Below are 23,799 nucleotides of genomic sequence, written 5' to 3'. Positions count from 1 at the left end.
GGATCAGTCCACCGTCACGTAATCGGGGCCGGAGTAACGGCCGGTGCTGAGCTTCTGACGCTGCATCAGCAGATCGTTCAGCAGGCTGGAGGCGCCGAACCGGAACCAGTGGTTGTCCAGCCAGTCCTCGCCCGCGGTCTCGTTCACCAGCACCAGGAACTTGACGGCGTCCTTGGAGGTGCGGATGCCGCCGGCCGGCTTCACGCCGATCTGTACGCCGGTCTGCGCCCGGAAGTCGCGCACCGCCTCCAGCATCAGCAGGGTGTTCGCGGGCGTGGCGTTGGTGGAGACCTTGCCGGTCGACGTCTTGATGAAGTCGGCGCCCGCCAGCATGCCGAGCCAGGAGGCGCGGCGGATGTTGTCGTACGTGGACAGCTCGCCCGTCTCGAAGATCACCTTCAGGCGGGCGTCGGGGCCGTCGGGCCGCGCGCACTCCGCCTTCACGGCGAGGATCTCCTCGTACACCTTCAGGTAACGGCCGGAGAGGAAGGCGCCCCGGTCGATCACCATGTCGATCTCGTCGGCCCCGGCGGCCACGGCGTCGCGGACGTCCGCGAGCTTCACGTCGAGCGCGGCGCGCCCGGCGGGGAAGGCCGTCGCCACGGAGGCCACCTTCACGCCGGAGCCGGCCAGCGCGGCAGCGGCGGTGGGCACCATGTCGGGGTAGACGCAGACCGCCGCGGTGCGCGGAGTCGTGCGGTCGGTCGGGTCGGGATTGACGGCCTTGGCGGCGAGGGCCCGGACCTTGCCCGGGGTGTCCGCGCCTTCCAGCGTCGTCAGGTCGATCATCGAGATGGCCAGGTCGATGGCGTACGCCTTGGCCGTCGTCTTGATCGAACGGGTTCCGAGGGAGGCGGCACGCGCTTCGAGGCCGACGGCGTCGACGCCGGGCAGCCCGTGCAGGAAGCGGCGCAGCGCACTGTCGGACGCGGTCGCGTCGGCGAATGCGGGAGCTGTGGTGGGCATGGTCACCAGAGGAGCATATCTACGCGCGTAGCGGCCTGTACAGGGGCCCAGGTCCTTCGGGGGTCAACGCGGTGGGCGGAGCGGAACGCGGGGCGGTGCGTCGTGCGGTACGGGGCGGGGCCCGGACGGTACGGGACGGCCGCCCCGGCATCGCTCGGGACCGTCAGGCAGAATCGGGCCCATGACGAGCCCCACGCCACCCGCCGAGCCGGTCTACGCCGACCGGACCTTCCGCTCGCCCGCCGGGATGGCCGGGGGCGTTCTGCTGCTCCTGCTCATCTGCTGGATCGGCGGGGACGCCGTGCTCCGGGGGAGCGGCCGGGTGCCGTGGCTGGCACTGGCGGGGGCGCTGGCGGCGGTGCCGCTGATCGTTGCGTTCACGCTGCGACCCGTCGTGTCCGCCAACGAGCGGCGCATCCGGATCCGCAACCCGTTCCGGACGATCACCATGCCGTGGACCGAGGTCGCGGACCTGCGGGCCGGGTATTCGAGCGAGCTGTTCACCGAGGGCGGCGCCAAGTACCAGCTGTGGGCGGTGCCGGTGTCGCTGCGGCAGCGGAAGAAGGCGGCCCGGCAGCAGTCCCGGCGCTCGCTGGACGACCCGTACGACCGCACGTCCGTGACCGCCGACGTCCGCGACACCAAGGCCCGGACGGCGACGGCCGACCAGACCATGGCGGACCTGCGAGAACTGGCGGAACGCGCGAAGTCGGGCGTGAAGCCCTCTGCTTCGTCCGCCGCGGCCTCGTCCTCGGCCTCCTCGGAGGACGCGGAGTCGGGTGTGTCGGTGCGCTGGGCGTACGAGGTGATCGTGCCGGCGGTGGTGGGTGCCGTACTGCTGGCGATCCTGCTCGCGACCGGCTGAGGCAGGGACGGGGCGGGGCGGGTCGGGTCGGAGGCAACTCCCGGACCTGGGGCGGCTGCCCCGGATGTCCTGGCTTCCTCTGTCGGCCCGGCTGCTCGGCGGTGATCGGCCGGTGGCGGGCCGGTGGGCTCAGTCGTTCACGCCCGTGCCGCCGGTGACGGTCGGGGCCTGTTCGAGGGGGTGCGGATCGGCCCCCTGCCGCACGGGCGGGCGGCGCCGGGGGCGGGAGGGGGTGGTCAGGACGCCGAGACAGGCGATGACGAGCGCGATCCCGGCCCAGCCGAGCGCGGGCAGGTGCTCGCCCACGACCAGGACCGCGAGCACGGCGGCCACGGCCGGCTCCAGCAGGGACAGGGTCGTCGCGGTGCTGACCGGGACGCGGGACAGACCGAAGCCGAACAGGACGTACCCGGTGAACATCGGCACCAGCGCCATGTAGAGGCCGACGCCCGCGTTCGTCCAGGAGGCGAGCAGCGGGGCACCGGTGACCAGCAGGACCGGTGCGAGCATCAGCCCGCCCAGCCCGAACACCGCGCCCATGGCCGCGCGCGAGGCGATGCCGCGCGCGATGAGGCGGTGCGCCGCCCACGCGTACACGGCGTACGTTGCGCCCGCGACCAGCCCGAGCAGCACGCCGACGACGGTCCGCCCGGCGGAGCCTGTCCCCGCGCCGGCCTGCGCGGCCTCGGCCGCGCACAGCAGCACCGTGCCGGTCAGCCCCAGGGCGGCACCGGCCGTCCAGCGCCGGGACAGGCTCCGCCGGTCGGCGACCCGTTCCAGCAGGGCGGACGCCAGTGGGGCCGAGCCGATGGAGACGACCGTTCCCACCGCGACCCCGGCCAGCCGCATCGAGGTGTAGAACGCCAGCGGGTACAGGGCCACGCCCGCCCCTCCGAGCAGCACCGTCCGCCACCGCGCCGCCAGCGCCGCGCGGTCCCGCACGATGCGGGGCCCGGCCAGCAGGGCCTGGAGCAGTCCGCCCAGCCCCATCGCCGCCGCGCCGATCGCCAGCGGCCCCACCTGCGGTGCGAAGGTCGCGGCGGTGCCGGTGGTGCCCCAGAGCACCGAGGCGAACAGCACGGCGAGCACCCCCGCGCCCGCCCCGGTATTCGTCCCGGTACCCGCCCCGGCGGCGTGCCCGGTCGGCCGCGTCACAGCTCGTCCACCAGGGACGCGGCCATGGCGCGTGCGCGCCGCATGCGTGCCCCGTCGCCCTCCAGGCCCGCCCGCACGATGGCCCCTTCGAGCAGGAACGCCAGGTGCTCCGCCGCGCCCCGGGCCCTCTCGTCGAGGGTCCTCTCGGCGCCGCGCTTCTCGGGCTGAGTGTTCCCATCCCGGGCCTTCTCGTCCCGGGCCTTCTCGTCCCGGGCCTTCTCGTCCCGGGCCTTCTCGTCCCGGGCCTTCTCGTCCCGGGCCTTCTCGTCCCGGGCCTTTTCGGTCAGGGCCTTTTCGGTCCGGTCGGACAGCAGCTCCTGGAGATGGGTGACGAGCAGGCCCTCGACCTCCTCCTTGTGCTGACGCACCACCGCCCGGCCCTCGTGCCCGGTGGGCAGTTCGGCGGCGGCGTTGAGCAGGCCGCAGCCGCGGAAACCGTGCTCGTAGGCGAGGTCGGCATGGTCGGCGTAGGCGTCGAAGACGGCCAGCACGGCTTCCCGGGGGGCCCGTGCGTCGGCCAGCCGCCGCCGGTAGAGGCCGAGCCACTCCTCGTGCCGGGCCCGGAGGTAGGCGGTGACGAGGTCGGCCTTGGAGGAGAAGTTGTTGTAGAGGCTCATCTTCGCCACACCGGCCTCGGCGGTGATCGTGTCGATCCCCGTCGCCGTCACGCCGTCGGCGTAGAACCGGCGCGCGGCGGCGTCCAGGATCCGCCCGCGCGCGGGCCCCTGCCGCCGCTTCACCGGCTGCTTTCCGGTGGCCTTCGCATCGGTCATGGCCGCCCCTCTCCGTGATTGGGTAGACCAGTCTACCTAATCATGTGGGCAGACGGCTCCCGAAGCGGTGAGAGCGGGGGAGGGGGGAGAGAAGGGAGAGGGGAGTGGGGGGAGCGGTTGGGGGAGGGAGGTGGAAGGGTCCGGAGGTGCCGGACCGTGTTCGGCGGAAGCCGCCCGGTGCGTGGCAGCCGGACGACCTCCGCCGGACACGGTCTAGGGCTCCGGTACCAGGGACCAGAAGCGGTCGACGATGCCCTCGATGTAGCGCCGACCGTCCTCGCCGGAGGCGGTGGTGCCGCCGGCCCGGCTGAGAGTGGCCGCCATGAGGCCCTGGTACTCCTGGTGCATGGTGCGCAGGGGGTCCTGAAGGCTGCGGCGGTCCGCGGAGACGAGGCGGGCGATGGGGCGGATGTGGGCCTGCCAGCGGGTGGAGACTGCCTCGGTGAGGAGCTGGGCGAGCTCGTCCTGGCGGCCGGTGATGGCGATGAAGTCCCGCGGCGGGAGGTTGAAGAGGGCGCCGAGTTCGGCGGAGTGCCGCTTGTCGCCGGTCCACAGACCGGTCTCTTCCATGTGGCGGTAGGCGTCGAGGGGGAGGCCGGTGGCGCGGGCGACGTCCTCGGCGGCGAGCCCGCGGGCCATCCGGTGCTCGCGCAAGGTGTGGGGGGTTCCCATGAGTTCACCGGGGGTGCACCACAAAGCGGCGGCCAGGGCGGCGACTTCGCCGTCGGTCGGGAGAGCGGTGCCGCGTTCCCACGCGGTGATGTGGTCGGGGGTTATGTGGGTCATTCCGTACGAGGCGCGCATGCCGTAAGCGACGTGACCGGGTGCCATCCCGAGTTTCTCGCGCAGGATGCGGGCGGCGCGCGCGTTGAAGGGGAGTGGTGGATGCACGGTCCGAGACTAAAGAGTTACCCCTGGTCAATTCCAGAGGGCGCTGTCGCCCTCTTCCTATTTTTGTGGGACAGGTCGCCCTTGTTTTTGCAGGAACTGGCACGGGCCGTGTGGGCGAGTCAACTGGAGAAAGCTGCAAACAGGTTGAGCTCGAATAGTTGCCGCGTATGATCCGCTCGCAAGGCGCCGCATGTGTGTTCGCATCGCCGACTGTTACGCGCTCCCGGCGGCACCGCCCTTTTTTCCCTTTTTCCCTCTCCCCCAGCAGGTCCAGGAGACGCAGTCATGAAGACCAGCGCGACAGCTCCGGTACACGAGCCGTCAGCCGGATCGGGCGGCCCGCTCGACCGGTTCTTCCGCATAAGTGAACGCGGTTCGACGTACGGGCGTGAAATACGCGGCGGGCTCGCCACATTCTTCACCATGGCGTACATCCTCGTGCTCAACCCGATCATTCTCGGCAGCACCGAGGACAAGTTCGGCGAGCAACTGGATGCCGCCCAACTGGCCACCGCAACAACCCTAGTTGCTGCAGTGATGACCGTGATCATGGGTGTGGCCGGTAATCTGCCGCTCGCCCTGGCCGCGGGTCTGGGGCTGAATGCCGTCGTCGCGTTCCAGATCGCTCCTCTGATGAGCTGGGACGACGCGATGGGTCTCATCGTGCTCGAAGGTCTGTTGATCTGCGTCCTGGTGATGACCGGTCTGCGCGAGGCCGTCATGCACGCCATTCCGCAGCCCCTCAAGCAGGCCATCAGCGTCGGCATCGGCCTGTTCATCGCCTTCATCGGCTTCGTGGACTCCGGGTTCGTCACCCGCATCCCGGACGCCGCGAACACCACCGTGCCCGTTCAGCTCGGCACGGGCACCCTCACCGGCTGGCCCATGCTGGTCTTCTGCCTCGGCGTGCTGGTGACGATCGTTCTCCTGGCGCGTAAGGTGAAGGGCGCCATCCTCATCAGCATCGTCCTGATGACCGTGCTCTCCGTCATCATCGACGCGGTCGCCGACGTCAAGACCTGGGGTCTGACCGAGCCCGCGCTGCCCGACAAGCCCATCGCCGCCCCCGACTTCGGGCTCCTGGGCAACTTCGACCTGTTCGGCTCGTTCAGCCAGATCAGCGTGCTGACCGTCATCCTGCTGATCTTCACCCTCATCCTGTCCGACTTCTTCGACACGATGGGCACCATCGTCGGCGTCACCGCCGAAGCCGGCCTGCTCGACGAGCGCGGCCAGGTCCCCGGTCTGGGCCGGGTCCTGCTCATCGACGGTGCCGCCGCCGTCGCGGGCGGTGCCGCCTCCGCCTCGTCCGCCACCACCTACATCGAGTCCGCCGCGGGCGTCGGCGAGGGTGCGCGCACCGGTTTCGCCAACCTCGTCACCGGTGGTCTGTTCGCCCTGGCCCTCTTCTTCACCCCGGTCCTGACGATCGTTCCCCTCCAGGCCGCGTCCCCCGCCCTCGTCGCGGTCGGGTTCCTGATGATGACCCAGGTCAAGCACATCGACTGGGACCGGTACGAGCTCGCCGTCCCCGCCTTCCTGACCATCGCCGTCATGCCGCTCACCTACTCCATCACCAACGGCATCGGCGCGGGCTTCGTCTCGTACGTGGTCATCAAGGCGTGCCTGGGCAAGGCCCGCGAGGTGCACTGGCTGCTCTGGGGCACCGCGGCGCTCTTCCTCGTCTACTTCGGCATCGACCCGCTGGAGCAGCTGCTCGGCATCAAGTAGTCCGCACGGGCACCCGTACGGACACGTGCGAGCCCCCTGTACGGACATACGCCACCGGGGCGGCCCGACTTCTGTCGGGCCGCCCCGGTGGCGCTTCGGCTTCGTCTCAGATCCCGGCCGCGGCCGCCAGGTCGCGCTTGATCCCGGCGAGGAGCTCCGCGCCCTTCTCCCGGGCCGCCGGCAGCTCGTCCGCCGAACCGACCGGCACCACGACCTCCAGGTAGCACTTGAGCTTCGGCTCGGTGCCGCTCGGGCGGACGATCACCCGGGCGCCCTCCAGCCGGTAGCGCAGCCCGTCGGTGGGCGGCAGCTGCGCGGTGCCCCGCGTGAGGTCCTCGGCCGAGACGACGGGGAGCCCGGCGAGCACGGCCGGCGGCCGTTCGCGCAGCCTGCGCATGGCGTCCGCGATGACCGACAGGTCCTCCACCCGGACCGACAGCTGGTCGGTGGCGTGCAGCCCGTGCGCGACCGCGAGGTCGTCGAGCAGGTCGAGGAGCGTACGGCCCCGCTCCTTGAGCCCCGAGGCCAGTTCGGCGACGAGGAGCGCGGCCGTGATGCCGTCCTTGTCGCGCACCCCCTCCGGGTCGACGCAGTAGCCGAGCGCCTCCTCGTAGCCGTACCGCAGCCCTGTCACGCGGGCGATCCACTTGAAGCCGGTCAGCGTCTCCTCGTGGCCCAGGCCCGCCCGTTCGGCGATCCGGCCGAGCAGCGAGGACGACACGATCGACTCGGCGAACACCCCGCTCGCGCCGCGGTCCACCAGGTGCGCGGCGAGCAGCGCGCCGACCTCGTCGCCGCGCAGCATCCGCCAGCCCCCGTCGGCCGCGGGGTCCGGGACGGCGACGGCGCAGCGATCGGCGTCCGGGTCGTTGGCGATGACGATGTCGGGGTTCTCGCGGCGGGCGGTCGCGAAGGCGAGGTCCATCGCGCCGGGTTCCTCCGGGTTGGGGAACGCGACGGTGGGGAACGCCGGGTCGGGCTCGGCCTGCTCGGCGACGAGCACCGGGGCGGGGAAGCCCGCCCGCTCGAAGGCCGCCGTCAGCACGGACGTACCGACCCCGTGCATCGCCGTGTACACGACGCGGGCGGTGCGCGGCGAGCCGGCGGCGAGCACGGCGTCCGTACGGGCCAGATAGGCGTCCAGCACCTCCTCGCCGAGGGTCTCCCAGCCGCCGTCGGGGCGGGGCACGCCGTCGAGCGGGCCCACCGCGGCGATCTCGGCGGCGATCTCGCCGTCCGCCGGGGGGACGATCTGCGAACCGTCGCCGAGGTAGACCTTGTAGCCGTTGTCGCGCGGCGGGTTGTGGCTGGCGGTCACCTCGACACCGGCCACGGCACCCAGGTGCCGTATGGCGTACGCGAGCACGGGGGTGGGCAGGGGGCGGGGCAGGACCGCCGCGCGCAGGCCCGCGCCGGTCATCACGGCCGCGGTGTCACGGGCGAAGTCGGCGGACTTGTAGCGGGCGTCGTAGCCGATGACGACGAGCCCGCCGCCCTGCCCCTGCGCCTTCAGGTACGCGGCGAGGCCGGCCGCGGCGCGGATGACGACGGCACGGTTCATCCGCATCGGCCCGGCACCCAGCTCGCCGCGCAGCCCGGCCGTGCCGAACTGCAGCGTGCCGGCGAACCGTACGGCGAGCTCGTCGAGGTCCTCGGCGTCGAGGAGCGCGGCGAGCTCGTCACGGGTCTCGGGGTCGGGGTCCTCCGCGAGCCACGTCCTGGCCTGCGCGATGAGGTCCTGCTGCACGGTGTCCGCCTTTCTGCGGTGTGCGTCGTGGGTGGGTGCGTGCGCGACCCGGCCGCGGCCGGGTCAGATGCGTTCGAGGACCTGGGCCAGCAGCGAACCCATCCGGGTCGCCGAGTCCCGCCCGGCCTGGAGCACCTCCTCGTGGTTGAGCGGCTCGCCGCTCAGCCCCGCCGCCAGGTTCGTGACCAGCGAGATGCCCAGCACCTCGGCCCCGGCCTCGCGCGCCGCGATGGCCTCCAGCACGGTGGACATGCCGACCAGGTCGCCGCCCATGACCCGGACCATGTTGATCTCGGCGGGCGTCTCGTAGTGCGGGCCGGGGAACTGCACGTACACGCCCTCTTCGAGGGTGGCGTCGACCTCCTTGCACAGCGCGCGCAGCCGCGGCGAGTACAGGTCGGTCAGGTCGACGAAGTTGGCGCCGACGATCGGGGAGGACGCGGTCAGGTTGATGTGGTCGCTGATCAGCACCGGCTGACCGGGACGCATGCCCTCGCGCAGACCGCCGCAGCCGTTCGTCAGGACCACGGTCCGGCACCCCGCGGCGACGGCGGTGCGGACCCCGTGCGCGACGGCGGCGACCCCGCGGCCCTCGTAGAAGTGCGTACGGCCGAGGAAGACCAGCACCCGCTTCTCGCCGATCCGGTACGAGCGGATCGTGCCGCCGTGCCCCTGCACGGCGGGCGCCGGGAAACCGGGCAGCTCGGTCACCGGGAACTCGGCCTCCGGGACGCCGAGCGCATCGCCCGCGGGCGCCCAGCCGGAACCCATCACGAGCGCGACGTCGTGGGTCTCGGCGCCGGTCAGCTCGCGCAGGCGGGCGGCGGCGTCGGCAGCGGCGGCGTACGGCTCGCCCTGGATGTTGTCCGGAATAACTGATGCGTTCACGCGGATGAGGGTAGCCGGTGATTCCCTACGCGCGTAGATGCCCATGCGCGGAGCCCCCACGCGTTCCTTCGTACCTTCACACAAATACGCTGGTCGAGGGGTCAGCAGGGGCGCTTGCGCAGTTCCATCACATAGTCGTGCGGCGCGCCCGCGGACTCTGCGGCGTCGGCGATCTCGCCGAGATAGCGGGCGGACGGCAGCCCGCCCTCGTACCCGTTCAGCACGTACATCCAGGCCGGCTCCTCGCCGTCCAGGGTGTGCACCCGCACCCGCATCCGGCGGTAGATGTCCAGGCCGACGCCCTCCCACCGGTCCATGGAGTCCTCGTCCATCGCCGCCAGGTCGTACAGCGCCACGAAGACCTGGGAGCGGGGGGCCTCCACCACCGTGGCGAGCGCGCCCTCCCAGCCCATCTGCTCCCCGCCGAAGGTCAGCCGCCAGCCGTTGAGCCAGCCGGTGCAGCGCAGCGGGGAATGCGGTGCGCGGCGCGTCATCAGCCGCGCGTCGAGGTTGCCGGCGTACGCGGCGTAGAGCGACATGGCATCGAGAGTACGGGAGGTGACGGGAGGAACGTCGATTCCGGGGCGGAAGATCCCCCGAGGAGTTCGCTTCCTGCCGCCGCCCCGCCCCGCCGCGCACGCCGCCCCCGCCGCGCACGCCCGGCGCGCCCTCCCGGCCGGGCCCGCCCGCCGGCGGCCCCCGGCCCCGCCGCGCGCCCGGCGCACGTATGGAGGGCCCCGGGGCGAAGCACCTTGGCGGGTGCGGGACAATGAAGTACGTACTGCATTCCCCGGGGCCACCCCCCGGACCCCCGGCCGGGGCAGCAGACGGCCGCGGGATGACATACGCGAGGCGGACTTTTCGTGACCCGGATCGTGATCATCGGCGGCGGACCCGGCGGCTACGAGGCGGCATTGGTGGGCGCCCAGCTCGGCGCGGAGGTGACCGTCGTCGACTGCGACGGCCTCGGCGGCGCGTCCGTGCTCACCGACTGCGTGCCCTCGAAGACCCTGATCGCGACGGCGGAGGTGATGACCACCTTCGACTCCTCGTACGAGGAGCTGGGCATCATCGTCGCGGACGACACCCCGCCCCTCGAACAGGCGGCCCGCGTGGTCGGCGTCGACCTGGGCAAGGTCAACCGACGTGTGAAGCGCCTGGCGCTCGCCCAGTCCCACGACATCACCGCCTCGGTCACCCGGGCCGGCGCCCGGGTGATGCGCGGGCGCGGACGGCTGGAGGGCCTCCAGGCCGCCGACGGCTCCCGCACGGTCGTCGTGACCGCCGCGGACGGCACGGAGGAGCGGCTGACCGCCGACGCCGTGCTGATCGCGACCGGCGGCCACCCCCGGGAGATCCCGGACGCCCTCCCCGACGGCGAGCGCATCCTGAACTGGACCCAGGTCTACGACCTCGACGAGCTGCCCGAGGAGCTCATCGTGGTCGGCTCCGGCGTGACGGGCGCCGAGTTCGCGGGCGCCTACCAGGCGCTCGGCTCGCGCGTCACGCTCGTCTCCTCCCGCGACCGCGTGCTGCCCGGCGAGGACCCGGACGCCGCCGCCGTGCTGGAGGACGTCTTCCGGCGCCGCGGCATGAACGTCATGGCCCGCTCCCGGGCCCAGGCCGCCAAGCGCGTGGGCGACCGGGTCGAGGTCACCCTCGCCGACGGCCGGGTCATCTCCGGCTCGCACTGCCTCATGGCGGTCGGCGCGATCCCGAACAGCGCGGGCATGGGCCTGGAGGAGGCCGGGGTCCGGCTCAAGGACTCCGGCCACATCTGGACCGACAAGGTTTCCCGCACCAGTGCGCCCGGCGTCTACGCGGCCGGTGACGTCACCGGGATCTTCGCCCTCGCCTCGGTCGCCGCCATGCAGGGCCGGATCGCGATGTACCACTTCCTCGGCGACGCGGTGGCCCCGCTGAACCTGAAGACGGTCTCCTCGAACGTCTTCACCGACCCCGAGATCGCCACCGTCGGCTACACCCAGGCCGACGTCGACGCCGGCAAGATCGACGCCCGGGTCGTCAAGCTGCCGCTGCTGCGCAACCCGCGCGCCAAGATGCAGGGCATCCGCGACGGCTTCGTCAAGATCTTCTGCCGCCCCGGCACCGGCATCGTGGTCGGCGGCTGTGTCGTCGCCCCTCGGGCGAGTGAACTGATCCACCCCATCTCGATCGCGGTCGACAACAATTTGACGGTAGAACAGATTGCAAACGCTTTCACCGTTTATCCGTCGCTGTCGGGTTCGATCGCGGAAGTGGCCAGGCAGCTGCACACCCGTAAGCGCGCGGGTGAGGCGTAAGAGCCTTCCCGACCGGTCGTTCCCCGGCAACTCCCGGTAACTCGGGTGCTCCGGGGGACGCCGTTCGATCAGTACGGGTCAACAACCGGGCCTTCCATACCACTTGGCGACCCCGCGTATGCGCAACTTCCGTTAATCGGTGCAAACTGCTGAAAACGCTCGGGTGGTCACGTTACTGTCAGTTTCGTGTTCGCTGCAGAACGTCGTCAATTGATCCTCGAAATGGTGCGTGCCAACGGGGCGGTATCGCTCCGTGAGCTCGCCCGCGTCGTCCAGACCTCCGAAGTGACCGTACGGCGGGACGTGCGGGCGCTGGAGGCAGAAGGACTCCTCGACCGCCGGCACGGCGGTGCGGTCTTGCCGGGCGGTTTCACGCGGGAGTCCGGCTTTCCGCAGAAATCCCATCTCGCCACCGCCGAGAAGACGGCCATCGCCGACCTGGCCGCCGGTCTCGTGGAGGAGGGCGAGGCCATCGTCGTCGGTGCCGGTACGACCACGCAGGAGCTGGCCCGCCGGCTCGCGCGGATCCCCGGGCTGACCGTCGTCACCAACTCGCTGCTGGTCGCCCAGGCGCTGGCCCATGCCAACCGGGTGGAGGTGGTGATGACCGGCGGCACGCTGCGCGGTACCAACTACGCCCTGGTGGGCAGCGGAGCCGAGCAGTCCCTCCAGGGGCTGCGGGTCTCGCGTGCGTTCCTCTCGGGGAGCGGGCTCACCGCGGAGCGCGGCCTTTCCACGTCCAACATGCTCTCGGCGAGCGTGGACCGGGCCCTGGTACAGGCCGCCGCCGAGGTGGTGGTCCTGGCGGACCACACGAAGCTCGGCTCCGACACCATGTTCCAGACGGTGCCGACGGACCTCATCACCCGCCTCGTGACGGACGAGCCCCCCGGCCACGACGACCGTGCCTCGGCCGAACTGCAGGCACTGGCGGACCAGGGCGTGCAGATCGCCGTGGCCGGTGCCGGAAACGGCCCGGCCCCGGCCGAGCCCCTCCCGCACGGCCGACAGTCCCGCCGGGACATGCCGCTGCCCGGTCAGCGCCGTACGCACGGGGGCGGCACCACCACCTCGGGGCCGGGCCCGCAGCAACTGCGGAGCGCGGCGGTGCTGACGGACCAGGGCCAGGGGGACCGGGCGCGGGTCGCGGATCTGCGACGCCGGTAGCCGGACCGGCCCGGCCCACTGGCCCGTCGGCCCCCGGCTCACCGGCCCATCGGGGAGGGCGCCGCCCGCGGACAGCGGTGTGCAGGGCGGTGGGGGCGTGGCAGTGGTGCTGTGTCCGTGGCGTTGTGGTGCCGTGGTCGCGGCGCCGGGCTGGTGGGGTCAACTCCCTTCCGCGTTCGGCCCTTTCAGCCCTTGCAGGGTCAGCGTCAGCAGCCGGTCCGCCAGCTCCGGGTCGTCCGGCGACTGCTCGGCGGCCAGGGCGATCGCGTTCGTCAGCTGCATCAGGTCGTCGATCGACACGTCCGGCCGCACGGCCCCGCTCGCCCGCGCCCGAGCCAGCAGGGTCGCGCCCGCCTCACGCAGCGGCACATTGCACTGCGACAGCGCCGAAGTCTCGTCCCGGGACGTCGACATGAGCGCCTGGGCGACTCCCCGGTACTCGCCCGCGTGGGTGATGATCGCGCGCAGCCACTCCACCAGCCCCCGGCAGGGCTGTTCGGTCTCGGCGAGCTCGTGGGAACGGGCGATCAGGGACGTCAGGGCCTCCTGGAAGACCGCGTTCATCAGCGCGTGCCGGTTCGGGAAGTGCCGGTACAGGGTGCCGATGCCCACGCCCGCGCGCCGCGCGATCTCCTCCAGCGGCGCGTCGGTGCCGTGCTCCGCGAAGGCGGTACGGGCCTCGCGCAGCAGCCGGTCGTAGTTCCGGCGGGCGTCGGCGCGCATGGGCCGGGCCGGCGTCCGTGCCGTACTGGTCGTCATTGCGCGGTCCTCCCGATCTCCGTCCCGGGGTCCAGGATGCCACCGCCCGCCCGGCGGCCCCGCCGCGAGGCGCATCCGCGGAACGGGCGTGATACGGGAAGGGACGGACGCGGCCCGGCCCGGGTGAGGCCCGGGGAGCGGGGAAAACCGGCGGGGCCCCGCGCGGCCGTGTACGGCTTCGCAGGGCCCCGGTGGTGCTACGGGTACCGCTTCGGGACGTCAGTCCTTGATCTCGCAGATGACCGCACCGGAGGAGACCGAGCTGCCGACCTCGGCGGCGAGGCCCTTGACGGTGCCGGAGCGGTGCGCGTTCAGCGGCTGTTCCATCTTCATGGCTTCGAGGACGACGACGAGGTCGCCTTCCTGGACCTGCTGGCCTTCTTCGACGGCGATCTTGACGATGGTGCCCTGCATGGGGGAGGCGAGGGTGTCGCCGGAGACGGCGGAGCCGGACTTCTTGGCCGCGCGGCGCTTGGGCTTGGCCCCGGCGGCGAGGCCGGTGCGGGCCAGGGACATGCCCAGGGAGGAGGGCAGGGAGACTTCCAGGCGCTTGCCGCCGACCTCGACGACGACGGTCTCACGGCCGGGCTCCTCCTCCGCCTCCGCGTCCGCGGTGGCCGTGAAGGGCTTGATCTCGTTGACGAACTCCGTCTCGATCCAGCGGGTGTGGACCTGGAAGGGGTCGGCGGTGAAGGCGGGATCGGCGACCACGGCGCGGTGGAAGGGCAGGGCGGTGGCCATGCCCTCGACGTTGAACTCGGCCAGCGCACGGGCCGCGCGCTGCAGGGCCTGCTCACGGGTCGCACCGGTCACGATCAGCTTGGCGAGCAGGGAGTCCCAGGCCGGGCCGATCACCGAGCCGCTCTCCACACCGGCGTCCAGGCGGACGCCGGGGCCGGTGGGCGGGGCGAAGAGGGTGACGGTGCCCGGGGCGGGGAGGAAGCCGCGGCCGGGGTCCTCGCCGTTGATCCGGAACTCGAAGGAGTGCCCGCGCACGGCCGGGTCGTCGTAGCCCAGCTCCTCGCCGTCGGCGATGCGGAACATCTCGCGCACCAGGTCCAGGCCGGTGACCTCCTCGGTCACCGGGTGCTCGACCTGCAGACGGGTGTTGACCTCCAGGAAGGAGATCGTGCCGTCCGTGCCGACGAGGAACTCCACCGTGCCCGCACCGACGTAGCCGGCCTCCTTCAGGATGGCCTTGGACGCCGCGTACAGCTCGGCGTTCTGCTCGTCGGTCAGGAAGGGGGCCGGGGCCTCCTCGACGAGCTTCTGGTGGCGGCGCTGCAGCGAGCAGTCACGGGTGGAGACCACGACCACGTTGCCGTGGGAGTCGGCCAGGCACTGCGTCTCCACGTGCCGGGGCTTGTCGAGGTAGCGCTCCACGAAGCATTCGCCGCGCCCGAACGCGGCCACCGCCTCGCGTACCGCCGAGTCGTACAGCTCGGGGACCTCCTCCAGGGTGCGGGCCACCTTCAGCCCGCGCCCGCCGCCGCCGAAGGCCGCCTTGATCGCGATCGGCAGCCCGTGCTCCCGCGCGAAGGCGACGACCTCGTCCGCGCCGGAGACCGGGTCGGGGGTGCCTGCCACCAGCGGGGCCCCGGCACGCTGCGCGATGTGCCGGGCGGCCACCTTGTCGCCCAGGTCCCGGATCGCCTGCGGCGGCGGCCCGATCCAGGTCAGCCCCGCGTCGAGCACCGCCTGCGCGAACTCCGCGTTCTCCGACAGGAACCCGTAACCGGGGTGGATCGCGTCCGCCCCGGAGTCCTTCGCCGCCTGCAGCACCTTGGCCATGTCCAGATAACTGGCCGCCGGGGTGTCACCGCCCAGAGCGAATGCCTCGTCGGCCACCCGCACATGCAGAGCATCCCGGTCCGGGTCCGCGTAAACGGCCACACTCCCGATCCCGGCATCCCGGCACGCCCGAGCAACACGGACAGCAATTTCGCCACGGTTGGCGATGAGCACCTTGCGCACGATGGCTCCCTCCTTGAAACAAGCTGAGTTTAGGGACTACCGACACGGCCCTACGACCCGTCCCCAATGGTGAGCTTGCCCACACGGAGTGTGATTCGTGGCTTGCCCAAGTCGCGAAATCCCTTGTGGCACCACGGTACGCCGGGATTCATAACCGCACAGTAGCCACGAGGTGTGGTCCAGGTCTCTGTTCGTACGAGCAGCGACTTTCTGTGATTTTTTGTCGAGTCCCCACTAATGGGCGAACGATTCTTTGCCCGGCGCACGAGAGCGGCGGGAAGGGGGCGGAGGGGGAGTGCGGAGGCGCGCGTCCCGGATGGGGGGCGCGGGCAAGGAGCGCTCAAACTCTTGTCCGAGGCGTTACCCATTAGTAGGGTCCGCGCTATCGCACGTACTGCAGGTAACAGGGGGTGGAACACCGTGGTCCGCAGACCGGTGGCGTTCGTGGCCGCGATCGTGCTGTTCGCGGAGGCCGTGGGCATCGCGTTCATCAACGTCGTGCTGGCGACGGTCGTCGAGAACCAGGACATGTCCCTGGCCGGTATCGAACCCTCCGCCATCTCCACCGGCACCTGGGTGATGGGCGGCGTTTCCGGCGCGTACCTGCTGCTGTGCGGGCTGATCCTCCTGCTGACCGGCATCCGCGACCGGGCCCCCGGCCGGATCGGCCGCATCGTCCTGATCGTCTGCGCCGTCGTGCACGGGGTGCTGGGCGCGCTCACGGTGGGCCTGGCCGGCTGGATCGCGTTCGCGGTCATGATGGTGGTGCTCGGGCTGATCGTGCTGACGCTGGTGGCGTACGGCACCGGGGACGAGAAGCGCGACGGACCGGTCGCCGGCGCCGAGCAGGGGACCGCGGCCCCCGTCGCCTGAACGGAGCCGCCGGGTCCGTCGCCGCTGCCGGACGGGACCTCGGTGCCGTTCGCCCGGACGGACCTGTCGAGTTCCGCCACCGCCGCCTGGCCGGGCGCCGTGCCGCCGATCGCCCGAACGGCCCCGTCGGAGCCCCGTGTCCGCCCGCCGTCCGGGTCCGAATTGCCGCTTCCTGCAAGGCGTTCCGTACGGCGTGTCGCGGGCGTGTCGCAGGGCGGGTCGGGTCGGGTCGGTCCGCGACACGCCGTCACCGGGCGGGTCGGGCAGGTCGGGCCGTTCCCGTCGGCCCCGCGACCGTCCGGTCCCGGTTCTCGGTCCCGGTTCTCGGCTCCGGTCCTCGGTCCCGGCTCTCAGGCCCAGAGTTCGGTGACGGAGATCCCCAGCTCGCCCAGCAGTCGGCGCAGCAGCGGCAGCGACAGGCCGATGACGTTGCCGTGGTCGCCCTCGATGGAGTCGACGAACGGTGCCGAGCGGCCGTCCAGGGTGAAGGCGCCCGCAACGTGCAGGGGCTCGCCCGTGGCCACGTAGGCGGCGATCTCGGCGTCCGTCGGTTCGCCGAAGCGGACGGTCGTGGAGGCGGTCGCCGAGGCCGTGCGTCCGGTCGCCGTGTCGATCACGCTGTGGCCGGTCCGCAGCACCCCGGCCCGGCCGCGCATGGACTTCCAGCGGGCGATGGCCTCCTCGCCGTCGGCGGGCTTGCCGAGCGCCTCGCCGTCCAGTTCGAGCACCGAGTCGCAGCCGACGACGAGCGCACCCGCCGCCTCCGGCCGGCCGGCCACCGCGGCGGCCTTGGCCTCGGCGAGCACGAGGGCCAGCTCGGCGGGGGTGGGGGCGCTCAGCGCGTCCTCGTCCACCCCACTGACGACCACCTCGGGTGCGAATCCGGCCTGCCGGAGGAGGCCGAGACGGGCGGGGGAGGCGGAGGCGAGCACGAGTCGGCGCTGATCAGTCATACCCGCCATCGTAGAAGGGGCGGCCGGGGCCTTCCGTACGGTCCTCGGTCCTCAGGGGTGCACACCGATCACCAACATCGCGAGCACCATCGCGAGCGCAAGCACCAGCCCCGCGCGACGCATCATGTCCTGGGCGTCGCGCAGTTCCTTCGGCGGCTTGTTCTCGGGGTCGGACCACAGCATGGAAACGATCCTGCTGCCCGGGGTGGACACCGCGCCTGAGTACGGGTACTCAACCGCGGTGGCGCGTACGGGCGGATCGCGCCGAACACCACAAAGGTCCGGCCCCTCGGCAGGGGCCGGACCTCCGGAAACGCGTGCTGTCGTGGCTAGCCGGGCCAGTACGTCCGGGCCCAGGCGCGCGGTCCCGGCAGGTGGCGCGCGCGCCGCGCGATGCGGCCCGGGTCGGACCACTGTCCGGGCAGCGCCGGCGCCTCGGCGGCCGCTTCGGACGTCGTCGCCGCGGCGCGGGCCCGCACCACCGCCAGTGCGGCGGCCAGCTCCTCAGGGGTCGGGTTGCCCCGTACGACCTTGATCATGGCCAGGACCCTTTCTAGAGGGGGATGTTGCCGTGCTTCTTCGGGGGCAGCGACTCCCGCTTGGTGCGCAGCTGGCGCAGCCCCTTCACGATGTGCGCACGGGTGTCGGACGGCATGATCACCGCGTCGACGTAGCCGCGTTCGGCCGCCACGTACGGGTTGAGCAGCGTGTCCTCGTAGTCGGCGATCAGCTCGGCGCGGGTGGCGTCCTGGTCCTCGGCGGCCGCGATCGTGCGGCGGTGCAGGATGTTCACCGCACCCTGCGCGCCCATCACGGCGATCTGCGCGGTCGGCCAGGCGAGGTTGATGTCGGCGCCGAGGTGTTTGGAGCCCATGACGTCGTACGCGCCGCCGAACGCCTTGCGGGTGATCACGGTGATCAGCGGGACGGTCGCCTCGGCGTAGGCGTAGATCAGCTTGGCGCCGCGCCGGATGATGCCGCCGTACTCCTGGTCGACGCCGGGCAGGAAGCCGGGGACGTCGACGAAGGTCAGCACGGGCACGTTGAAGGCGTCGCAGGTGCGGACGAAGCGGGCGGCCTTCTCGCTCGCGTTGATGTCCAGGCAGCCCGCGAACTGCATCGGCTGGTTGGCGACGATGCCGACCGGGTAGCCCTCGACGCGCCCGAATCCGGTGATGATGTTCGGCGCGAACAGGGCCTGGGTCTCCAGGAATTCGCCGTCGTCCAGCACGTGCTCGATGGCGGTGTGCATGTCGTACGGCTGGTTCGCCGAGTCCGGGATGAGGGTGTCGAGCTCGCGGTCCTCGTCCGTCGTGGCCAGGTCCGCCGGCTCGGGGAAGGCGGGCGCCTCGGAGAGGTTGTTCGAAGGCAGGTACGACAGCAGCGACTTGACGTACTCGATGGCGTCCTTCTCGTCGCCCGCCATGTGGTGCGCCACACCGGAGGTGGTGTTGTGGGTGCGGGCGCCGCCCAGCTCCTCGAAACCGACGTCCTCGCCGGTGACGGTCTTGATGACGTCGGGGCCGGTGATGAACATGTGCGAGGTCTGGTCGACCATGACCGTGAAGTCGGTGATCGCGGGGGAGTACACCGCGCCGCCCGCGCACGGTCCGACGATCAGCGAGATCTGCGGGACCACACCCGAGGCGTGCACGTTGCGGCGGAAGATCTCGGCGAACAGACCGAGCGCGGCCACACCCTCCTGGATGCGGGCCCCACCGCCGTCGTTGATGCCGATGACCGGGCAGCCGGTCTTCAGCGCGAAGTCCATCACCTTGACGATTTTCTCACCGTAGACCTCGCCCAGCGAGCCGCCGAAGATGGTGAAGTCCTGCGAGTACACGCAGACGGGGCGGCCGTCGACCGTGCCGTAACCGGTGACGACGCCGTCCCCGTAGGGGCGGTTCTTCTCGATGCCGAAGTTGGTGGAACGGTGCCGGGCGAACTCGTCGAGCTCCACGAAGGAACCCTGGTCGAGCAGCAGGTCCACCCGCTCGCGGGCGGTCAACTTGCCCTTCGCGTGCTGCTTCTCGACCGCGCGTGCCGAACCCGCGTGCGTCGCCTCGTCGATACGGCGCTGCAGGTCCGCGATCTTGCCCGCGGTGGTGTGGATGTCGATCTCTTCCGGCTCGGACATCGGGTGGCGGCTCCCTGCCTGGTCACGAGGACGACTGTGGTGCCGGTCAGCTGCTCGGACACCTACTGATCCGTAGCGTATCGGCGCGGATACGGTTCGGCAGTGCGTCGTTTGCCACACCTAGTCTGGGTTGCATGACACCTTCGGATGCGTCTCACAGCCGCTGGTCGGACCTCGACCGGCCGCCCCTGAACGTCCCCGCGCTGCGCCGCGGACTGCTGCGGCCGGGCGGGCTGTGGACCGCGCTCGACGTGGTGGAGAGCACCGGGTCCACCAACTCCGACCTGGTCCGGCGCGCGGACGGGCTCGCCGAGGGCGCGGTGCTGATCGCCGAGGAGCAGACCGCGGGGCGGGGCCGCCTCGACCGCACCTGGACGGCTCCGGCCCGTTCGGGGCTCTTCTTCTCCGTCTACCTGACGCCGGGCGACGTCCCCGTCGAACGGTGGGGCTGGCTGCCGCTGCTCACCGGCGTCGCGGCGGCCACCGGCCTGGCACGGGCCGCGGGCGTCGACACGGCCCTGAAGTGGCCCAACGACCTCCTGGTCACGGTGGGCGGCGAGGAGCGCAAGGCGGGCGGCATCCTCGCCGAGCGCGCCGGGGACGGCGTCGTCGTCGGCATGGGCCTCAACGTCTCCCTGCGCGCCGACGAGCTGCCCGCGCCCACGGCCGGGTCGCTGGCCCTGGCCGGTGCGGTCTCCACCGACCGCGAGACGCTGCTGCGGAGCGTGCTGCGCTCGCTGGAGCACTGGTACGGCCGGTGGCGCGAGGCGGACGGCGACGCCACGGAGAGCGGACTGCAGGAGGCGTACGCGGCCGGCTGCGCGACGCTCGGCCGGACGGTACGGGCCCAGCTGCCCGGCGACCGCACGCTCGTCGGCGAGGCCGTGGCGATCGACGGCGACGGCCGGCTGCTCCTGTCCACGGAGGACGGCCTGCAGGAACCGGTGTCGGCGGGCGACATCGTCCATCTGCGGGGCGTCGGCGGCGGCCTGGTCTGAGCCCCGCAACGGCGTACGGCCCCCGGAACGACCCATGGCACACGTGTCCACCAGGTACGTTCCCCGGCGCCCCGGCGGGCGGGGCCGGGGCTTTCGGGTGCGTTCCGGGACGCCACAAGGGCGTGAGCCACGGCACACCTGCCGTATCGTTGAGGCGATCCACCGACAGATCGGCAGGGCAGTGCGCAGGGAACGGGCAGGAGGCGGCTGGTGACCGTCGACGACACGACTTCTGGCTCGGGGACGCAGCCCCCGTCGGAATCCTCGGTCCACGCGACACCGCATCACGAAGTCGACCACACGGCGGAGCCGAGCGACGACCCCCTCGCGATCCGGCTGGAACACCTGATCCTGGGCGCCGACCGCCGCTACACGCCGTTCCAGGCGGCCCGTACCGCCGGTGTCTCCATGGACCTGGCCTCCCGGTTCTGGCGGGCCATGGGCTTCGCCGACATCGGGCAGGCCAGGGCGCTCACCGAGGCCGACGTACTGGCGCTGCGCCGTCTCGCCGGTCTCGTCGAGGCGGGGTTGCTCAGCGAGCCGATGGCGATCCAGGTGGCCCGGTCCACCGGCCAGACCACCGCCCGGCTGGCGGAGTGGCAGATCGACTCCTTCCTGGAGGGGCTGACCGAGCCGCCCGAGCCCGGGATGACCCGTACCGAGGTCACGTACCCGCTGGTCGAGCTGCTCCTGCCGGAGCTGGAGGAGTTCCTGGTGTACGTGTGGCGCCGGCAGCTCGCCGCCGCCACGGGCCGGGTCGTGCAGGCCGCCGACGACGAGGAGATGGTCGACCGGCGGCTCGCCGTCGGCTTCGCCGACCTCGTCGGGTTCACCCGGCTGACCAGGCGCCTGGAGGAGGAGGAGCTCGGCGAGCTGGTCGAATCGTTCGAGACCACCGCGGCCGACCTGGTCGCGGCGCACGGCGGCCGGCTCATCAAGACCCTCGGCGACGAGGTCCTCTTCGCCGCCGACGACGCGGGCACCGCGGCCGAGATCGCGCTGCGCCTGATCGAGGCGATGACGCAGGACGAGACGATGCCCGCCCTCCGCGTCGGCATCGCCTTCGGCACGGTCACCACCCGAATGGGCGATGTCTTCGGGACGACGGTGAACCTCGCCAGCCGGTTGACGTCGATAGCGCCCAAGGACGCCGTGCTCGTGGACGGGGCGTTCGCGGAGGAGCTGACCCGGACCGGCGACGCCCCCGCCTCCGAGGCGCAGGCGGCGGAGGCGGCCGCGGCGGCCGAGAAGGAGCGCCGGGCGGGTGCGGAACCGGCGGCGCTGCCCACGTACCGCTACGGGCTGCAGCCGATGTGGCAGCGCCCGGTGCGCGGGCTCGGCGTGGTGGAGCCCTGGCTGCTGGCCCGCCGCGGCACGAGCTCCTGACCCCGCTCCGTTCCGGTCCCGTCCGGGGCTGTTCCAGGCTGCCCCGGGCCGCTTCGGAGCACGTCCCCGCAGCGCACCCCCACCGGCCCGGGGCCACGGACGGGGCGCGCCATAGGATCCCTCCGGTAACGATCGTTAACCGGAGGGGTGCAGTCATGACCATCACGTCCGAGCAGCGGTTCGGGGACTTCGTCGGCGTACGGGTCCACGAGGGGCAGGAACACGTCGCCGAGCTGGTTCTCGACCGCCCCAGGGCGATGAACGCCGTGTCCACGGACATGGCCCGCTCGATCGCCGCCGCCTGTGCCGCGCTCGCCGTCGACCCGGACGTACGGGTCACCGTCCTCACTTCCAGCCACGAGCGGGCCTTCTGCGTGGGTGCGGACCTGAAGGAGCGGAACTCCTTCACCGACGCCGAACTGCTGCGCCAGCGCCCCACCGCCCGTGCCGCGTACACCGGCGTGCTCGAACTTCCGATGCCGACCATCGCGGCCGTGCACGGCTTCGCGCTCGGCGGCGGGTTCGAGCTGGCCCTGTCCTGCGACCTGATCGTCGCCGACCGCACGGCCGTGGTCGGTCTGCCCGAGGTCTCGGTCGGCGTCATCCCCGGCGGCGGCGGCACGCAGCTGCTGCCGCGGCGCATCGGTGCGGCGCGCGCGGCCGAACTGGTCTTCACGGCCCGGCGGGTGGAGGCGGCCGAGGCGCACGGCCTCGGGCTGGTCGACGAGCTGGTGGAGGCCGGGCAGGACCGGGCGGTGGCGCTGGAGCTCGCCGGGCGGATCGCCGCCAACTCCCCGGTGGGGCTGCGGGCCGCCAAGCGGGCGCTGCGGCTGGGCCACGGCCTCGACCTGCGGGCCGGTCTCGAAGTCGAGGACGCCGCCTGGCGGTCGGTGGCCTTCTCCGGGGACCGCGCCGAGGGCGTGGCCGCGTTCAACGAGAAGAGGAAGCCGAATTGGCCCGGTGAGTGACGCTCCGTGACATTGTGACCTGAAAGGACACGCAGCGAACACAATCGACGCCGCAAACTGATCGAAACGCCACAAAGCTACATAAGCTGTAGTGATGGGTGATGATGCGCGGCTGCGGGCCGTGGTTTCGCTTGCGCAGACGATGGCGGCGGCACACACCCCACGGGGGTCGTGGCGAGCGGCCGCGCTGGGGGCGTGCGAGGCACTGGGCGGCAGTTTCGCCGCGCTCTCCGTGTGGGAGCGCGGCCGGGGGCAGCTGCGGGTACTGGTGAACGCGGGTGAACGCGCCGAGGGGGAGGAGGAGTTCCCCGAGGCGGAGACGTACCCGGTGCACCAGTTCCCGGAGATCACCGAGTTCCTGCACGAACGCTGGGCCGGCGGCGGTGAGCCCGACGCCTGGGTGGAGACCGTCGACGGCCCGGTGGACTGGGCGCCGGGCGGCGGGCGGGGGTACGGGAGCGGGTACGGGCGGGAGCGGGGGGCCACCCTGCGCAGGCGCGGGCGCGGCTGCTGCGTGGTCGCGCCGATCGTGCTGCACGGGCGGGCCTGGGGTGAGCTGTACGTGGCCCGCCGGGTGGGCGAGCCGGTGTTCGGGCGGGAGGACGCGGACTTCGCGACCGTGCTGGCCTCGGTCGTCGCCGCCGGGATCTCCCAGACCGAACGGCTCGAAGAGGTCCGCAAGCTCGCCTTCACCGACCCGCTCACCGGGCTGGCCAACCGTCGTGCCGTCGACGTGCGGCTGGACGAGGCGGTGGAGCGGCACCGGGCGGAAGGAGTGGTGGTCAGCCTGGTCGTCTGCGACCTCAACGGTCTGAAGCGCGTCAACGACACCCATGGCCACGCGGTCGGCGACCGCCTGCTGGAACGTTTCGGTTCGGTGCTGTCCCGGTGCGGCGCGATGCTGCCCGGCGCGCTCGCGGCACGGCTGGGCGGGGACGAGTTCTGTCTGCTCGCGGTGGGGACGGAGGTGGACGACGTGGTCCGGGTGTCCACCGAACTCTGCGAGCGGGCGGCCGAGTTGGAGCTCGGTGACGGGGTGGCCTGTGGGGTCGCGTCGACCGGCGACCCGGTCGGCCCCGTGGTGTCGGCGCGGCGGCTGTTCCGGCTGGCGGACGCGGCCCAGTACCGGGCGAAGGCGGCCCGCTCGGCGAAGCCGGTGGTGGCGGGGCGCGACGACGAGGTGATCCGGCTGGCCGACTCCCCGCCCAGGCCCGCCCACGACCGCCGCCGCCTGCGCGGCAACCGCCCCTGAGTCCGCGCCCTGA

At 72.1% G+C, this 23,799-nt stretch carries 22 protein-coding genes; 9 read left to right on the top strand and 13 right to left on the bottom strand.

Annotated elements, in window-relative coordinates; translation table 11 throughout:
- Positions 1–3: 3 nt before the first annotated feature.
- Complete coding sequence (gene deoC, locus ACWCXX_RS12970; RefSeq protein WP_451126465.1) at positions 4–966, bottom strand: deoxyribose-phosphate aldolase; 963 nt, start codon at positions 964–966, stop codon at positions 4–6.
- 181 nt (positions 967–1,147) lie between these two features.
- Here deoC and ACWCXX_RS12965 point away from each other — a divergent pair, with 181 nt between their 5' ends.
- Positions 1,148–1,831 carry a PH domain-containing protein gene (locus ACWCXX_RS12965; protein WP_451126392.1) on the top strand — a complete coding sequence of 228 codons (684 nt, stop codon included), beginning with the start codon at positions 1,148–1,150 and terminating at the stop codon, positions 1,829–1,831.
- A gap of 129 nt (positions 1,832–1,960) precedes the next feature.
- Here ACWCXX_RS12965 and ACWCXX_RS12960 read toward each other — a convergent pair whose 3' ends face one another.
- The 3 genes from ACWCXX_RS12960 to ACWCXX_RS12950 form a co-directional block, all read right to left on the bottom strand.
- Positions 1,961–2,911 carry a DMT family transporter gene (locus tag ACWCXX_RS12960; protein WP_451126463.1) on the bottom strand — a complete coding sequence of 317 codons (951 nt, stop codon included), beginning with the start codon at positions 2,909–2,911 and terminating at the stop codon, positions 1,961–1,963.
- Positions 2,912–2,982: 71 nt separating this feature from the next.
- On the bottom strand, positions 2,983–3,759 hold the full coding sequence (locus ACWCXX_RS12955) for a TetR/AcrR family transcriptional regulator (protein ID WP_451126391.1): 777 nt from the start codon (positions 3,757–3,759) through the stop codon (positions 2,983–2,985).
- 213 nt (positions 3,760–3,972) lie between these two features.
- Positions 3,973–4,650, bottom strand: coding sequence for a helix-turn-helix domain-containing protein (locus tag ACWCXX_RS12950; protein ID WP_451126390.1), 678 nt, complete (start codon positions 4,648–4,650; stop codon positions 3,973–3,975).
- A gap of 285 nt (positions 4,651–4,935) precedes the next feature.
- Here ACWCXX_RS12950 and ACWCXX_RS12945 point away from each other — a divergent pair, with 285 nt between their 5' ends.
- Positions 4,936–6,381 carry an NCS2 family permease gene (locus ACWCXX_RS12945; protein ID WP_451126389.1) on the top strand — a complete coding sequence of 482 codons (1,446 nt, stop codon included), beginning with the start codon at positions 4,936–4,938 and terminating at the stop codon, positions 6,379–6,381.
- A 106-nt stretch (positions 6,382–6,487) separates the two neighbouring features.
- Here ACWCXX_RS12945 and ACWCXX_RS12940 read toward each other — a convergent pair whose 3' ends face one another.
- The 3 genes from ACWCXX_RS12940 to ACWCXX_RS12930 form a co-directional block, all read right to left on the bottom strand.
- Positions 6,488–8,128 carry a phospho-sugar mutase gene (locus ACWCXX_RS12940; RefSeq protein ID WP_451126388.1) on the bottom strand — a complete coding sequence of 547 codons (1,641 nt, stop codon included), beginning with the start codon at positions 8,126–8,128 and terminating at the stop codon, positions 6,488–6,490.
- Between the two features lie 63 nt (positions 8,129–8,191).
- On the bottom strand, positions 8,192–9,016 hold the full coding sequence (locus ACWCXX_RS12935; RefSeq protein WP_451126387.1) for a purine-nucleoside phosphorylase: 825 nt from the start codon (positions 9,014–9,016) through the stop codon (positions 8,192–8,194).
- A 101-nt stretch (positions 9,017–9,117) separates the two neighbouring features.
- Positions 9,118–9,555 (bottom strand): gamma-glutamylcyclotransferase, encoded by a 438-nt coding sequence (locus ACWCXX_RS12930; protein WP_451126386.1) that lies wholly within the window; start codon positions 9,553–9,555, stop codon positions 9,118–9,120.
- Between the two features lie 324 nt (positions 9,556–9,879).
- Between ACWCXX_RS12930 and ACWCXX_RS12925 the strand changes: the two genes are divergently transcribed.
- Both ACWCXX_RS12925 and ACWCXX_RS12920 read left to right on the top strand, forming a co-directional pair.
- Positions 9,880–11,319, top strand: a complete 1,440-nt coding sequence (locus ACWCXX_RS12925; RefSeq protein WP_451126385.1) for an NAD(P)H-quinone dehydrogenase — start codon at positions 9,880–9,882, stop codon at positions 11,317–11,319.
- 186 nt (positions 11,320–11,505) lie between these two features.
- On the top strand, positions 11,506–12,486 hold the full coding sequence (locus ACWCXX_RS12920) for a DeoR/GlpR family DNA-binding transcription regulator (protein WP_451126384.1): 981 nt from the start codon (positions 11,506–11,508) through the stop codon (positions 12,484–12,486).
- Positions 12,487–12,645: 159 nt separating this feature from the next.
- On the opposite strand, the gene ACWCXX_RS12915 is transcribed toward ACWCXX_RS12920, so the two are convergent.
- Both ACWCXX_RS12915 and ACWCXX_RS12910 read right to left on the bottom strand, forming a co-directional pair.
- On the bottom strand, positions 12,646–13,245 hold the full coding sequence (locus ACWCXX_RS12915) for a TetR/AcrR family transcriptional regulator (protein WP_451126383.1): 600 nt from the start codon (positions 13,243–13,245) through the stop codon (positions 12,646–12,648).
- A gap of 219 nt (positions 13,246–13,464) precedes the next feature.
- Positions 13,465–15,219, bottom strand: a complete 1,755-nt coding sequence (locus tag ACWCXX_RS12910) for an acetyl/propionyl/methylcrotonyl-CoA carboxylase subunit alpha (protein WP_451126382.1) — start codon at positions 15,217–15,219, stop codon at positions 13,465–13,467.
- Positions 15,220–15,639: 420 nt separating this feature from the next.
- Between ACWCXX_RS12910 and ACWCXX_RS12905 the strand changes: the two genes are divergently transcribed.
- Positions 15,640–16,092, top strand: coding sequence for a hypothetical protein (locus ACWCXX_RS12905; protein ID WP_451126381.1), 453 nt, complete (start codon positions 15,640–15,642; stop codon positions 16,090–16,092).
- A 350-nt stretch (positions 16,093–16,442) separates the two neighbouring features.
- On the opposite strand, the gene ACWCXX_RS12900 is transcribed toward ACWCXX_RS12905, so the two are convergent.
- The 4 genes from ACWCXX_RS12900 to ACWCXX_RS12885 all read right to left on the bottom strand — a co-directional run bounded on the left by ACWCXX_RS12900 (position 16,443) and on the right by ACWCXX_RS12885 (position 19,182).
- Positions 16,443–17,054 (bottom strand): nucleoside triphosphate pyrophosphatase, encoded by a 612-nt coding sequence (locus ACWCXX_RS12900; RefSeq protein ID WP_451126380.1) that lies wholly within the window; start codon positions 17,052–17,054, stop codon positions 16,443–16,445.
- Between the two features lie 42 nt (positions 17,055–17,096).
- Positions 17,097–17,228 carry a morphogenic membrane protein MmpB gene (mmpB, locus tag ACWCXX_RS12895; protein WP_451126379.1) on the bottom strand — a complete coding sequence of 44 codons (132 nt, stop codon included), beginning with the start codon at positions 17,226–17,228 and terminating at the stop codon, positions 17,097–17,099.
- A 146-nt stretch (positions 17,229–17,374) separates the two neighbouring features.
- Positions 17,375–17,584: an acyl-CoA carboxylase epsilon subunit gene (locus ACWCXX_RS12890; protein WP_451126378.1), complete on the bottom strand. Its 210-nt coding sequence runs from the start codon at positions 17,582–17,584 to the stop codon at positions 17,375–17,377.
- A gap of 14 nt (positions 17,585–17,598) precedes the next feature.
- On the bottom strand, positions 17,599–19,182 hold the full coding sequence (locus ACWCXX_RS12885; protein WP_451126377.1) for an acyl-CoA carboxylase subunit beta: 1,584 nt from the start codon (positions 19,180–19,182) through the stop codon (positions 17,599–17,601).
- Between the two features lie 134 nt (positions 19,183–19,316).
- Here ACWCXX_RS12885 and ACWCXX_RS12880 point away from each other — a divergent pair, with 134 nt between their 5' ends.
- The 4 genes from ACWCXX_RS12880 (at position 19,317) to ACWCXX_RS12865 (ending at position 23,786) form a co-directional block, all read left to right on the top strand.
- Positions 19,317–20,180 carry a biotin--[acetyl-CoA-carboxylase] ligase gene (locus ACWCXX_RS12880; RefSeq protein WP_451126376.1) on the top strand — a complete coding sequence of 288 codons (864 nt, stop codon included), beginning with the start codon at positions 19,317–19,319 and terminating at the stop codon, positions 20,178–20,180.
- Positions 20,181–20,390: 210 nt separating this feature from the next.
- Positions 20,391–21,566 (top strand): adenylate/guanylate cyclase domain-containing protein, encoded by a 1,176-nt coding sequence (locus ACWCXX_RS12875; RefSeq protein ID WP_451126375.1) that lies wholly within the window; start codon positions 20,391–20,393, stop codon positions 21,564–21,566.
- A 155-nt stretch (positions 21,567–21,721) separates the two neighbouring features.
- A complete protein-coding gene (locus ACWCXX_RS12870) occupies positions 21,722–22,534 on the top strand; it encodes an enoyl-CoA hydratase/isomerase family protein (protein WP_451126374.1) in 813 nt (270 codons plus the stop codon).
- 91 nt (positions 22,535–22,625) lie between these two features.
- Entirely contained in the window at positions 22,626–23,786 is a 1,161-nt protein-coding gene (locus ACWCXX_RS12865; RefSeq protein WP_451126373.1) for a diguanylate cyclase domain-containing protein, read from the top strand.
- Positions 23,787–23,799: the final 13 nt, after the last annotated feature.

The organism is Streptomyces sp. NPDC001732 (assembly GCF_053596315.1).
The sequence above is the reverse complement of the archived record's forward strand: the minus strand, read 5'-3'. Positions and strand labels throughout refer to the sequence as shown.

Coding starts and splice junctions, on each gene's coding strand:
- ACWCXX_RS12945 (WP_451126389.1), top strand. CDS start 4,936: ATGAAGACCAGCGCGACAGCTCCGGTACACGAGCCGTCAGCCGGATCG.
- ACWCXX_RS12885 (WP_451126377.1), bottom strand. CDS start 19,182: ATGTCCGAGCCGGAAGAGATCGACATCCACACCACCGCGGGCAAGATC.
- mmpB (WP_451126379.1), bottom strand. CDS start 17,228: ATGCTGTGGTCCGACCCCGAGAACAAGCCGCCGAAGGAACTGCGCGAC.
- ACWCXX_RS12965 (WP_451126392.1), top strand. CDS start 1,148: ATGACGAGCCCCACGCCACCCGCCGAGCCGGTCTACGCCGACCGGACC.
- ACWCXX_RS12955 (WP_451126391.1), bottom strand. CDS start 3,759: ATGACCGATGCGAAGGCCACCGGAAAGCAGCCGGTGAAGCGGCGGCAG.
- ACWCXX_RS12890 (WP_451126378.1), bottom strand. CDS start 17,584: ATGATCAAGGTCGTACGGGGCAACCCGACCCCTGAGGAGCTGGCCGCC.
- ACWCXX_RS12900 (WP_451126380.1), bottom strand. CDS start 17,054: ATGGCGGGTATGACTGATCAGCGCCGACTCGTGCTCGCCTCCGCCTCC.
- ACWCXX_RS12870 (WP_451126374.1), top strand. CDS start 21,722: ATGACCATCACGTCCGAGCAGCGGTTCGGGGACTTCGTCGGCGTACGG.
- ACWCXX_RS12915 (WP_451126383.1), bottom strand. CDS start 13,245: ATGACGACCAGTACGGCACGGACGCCGGCCCGGCCCATGCGCGCCGAC.
- deoC (WP_451126465.1), bottom strand. CDS start 966: ATGCCCACCACAGCTCCCGCATTCGCCGACGCGACCGCGTCCGACAGT.
- ACWCXX_RS12880 (WP_451126376.1), top strand. CDS start 19,317: ATGACACCTTCGGATGCGTCTCACAGCCGCTGGTCGGACCTCGACCGG.
- ACWCXX_RS12930 (WP_451126386.1), bottom strand. CDS start 9,555: ATGTCGCTCTACGCCGCGTACGCCGGCAACCTCGACGCGCGGCTGATG.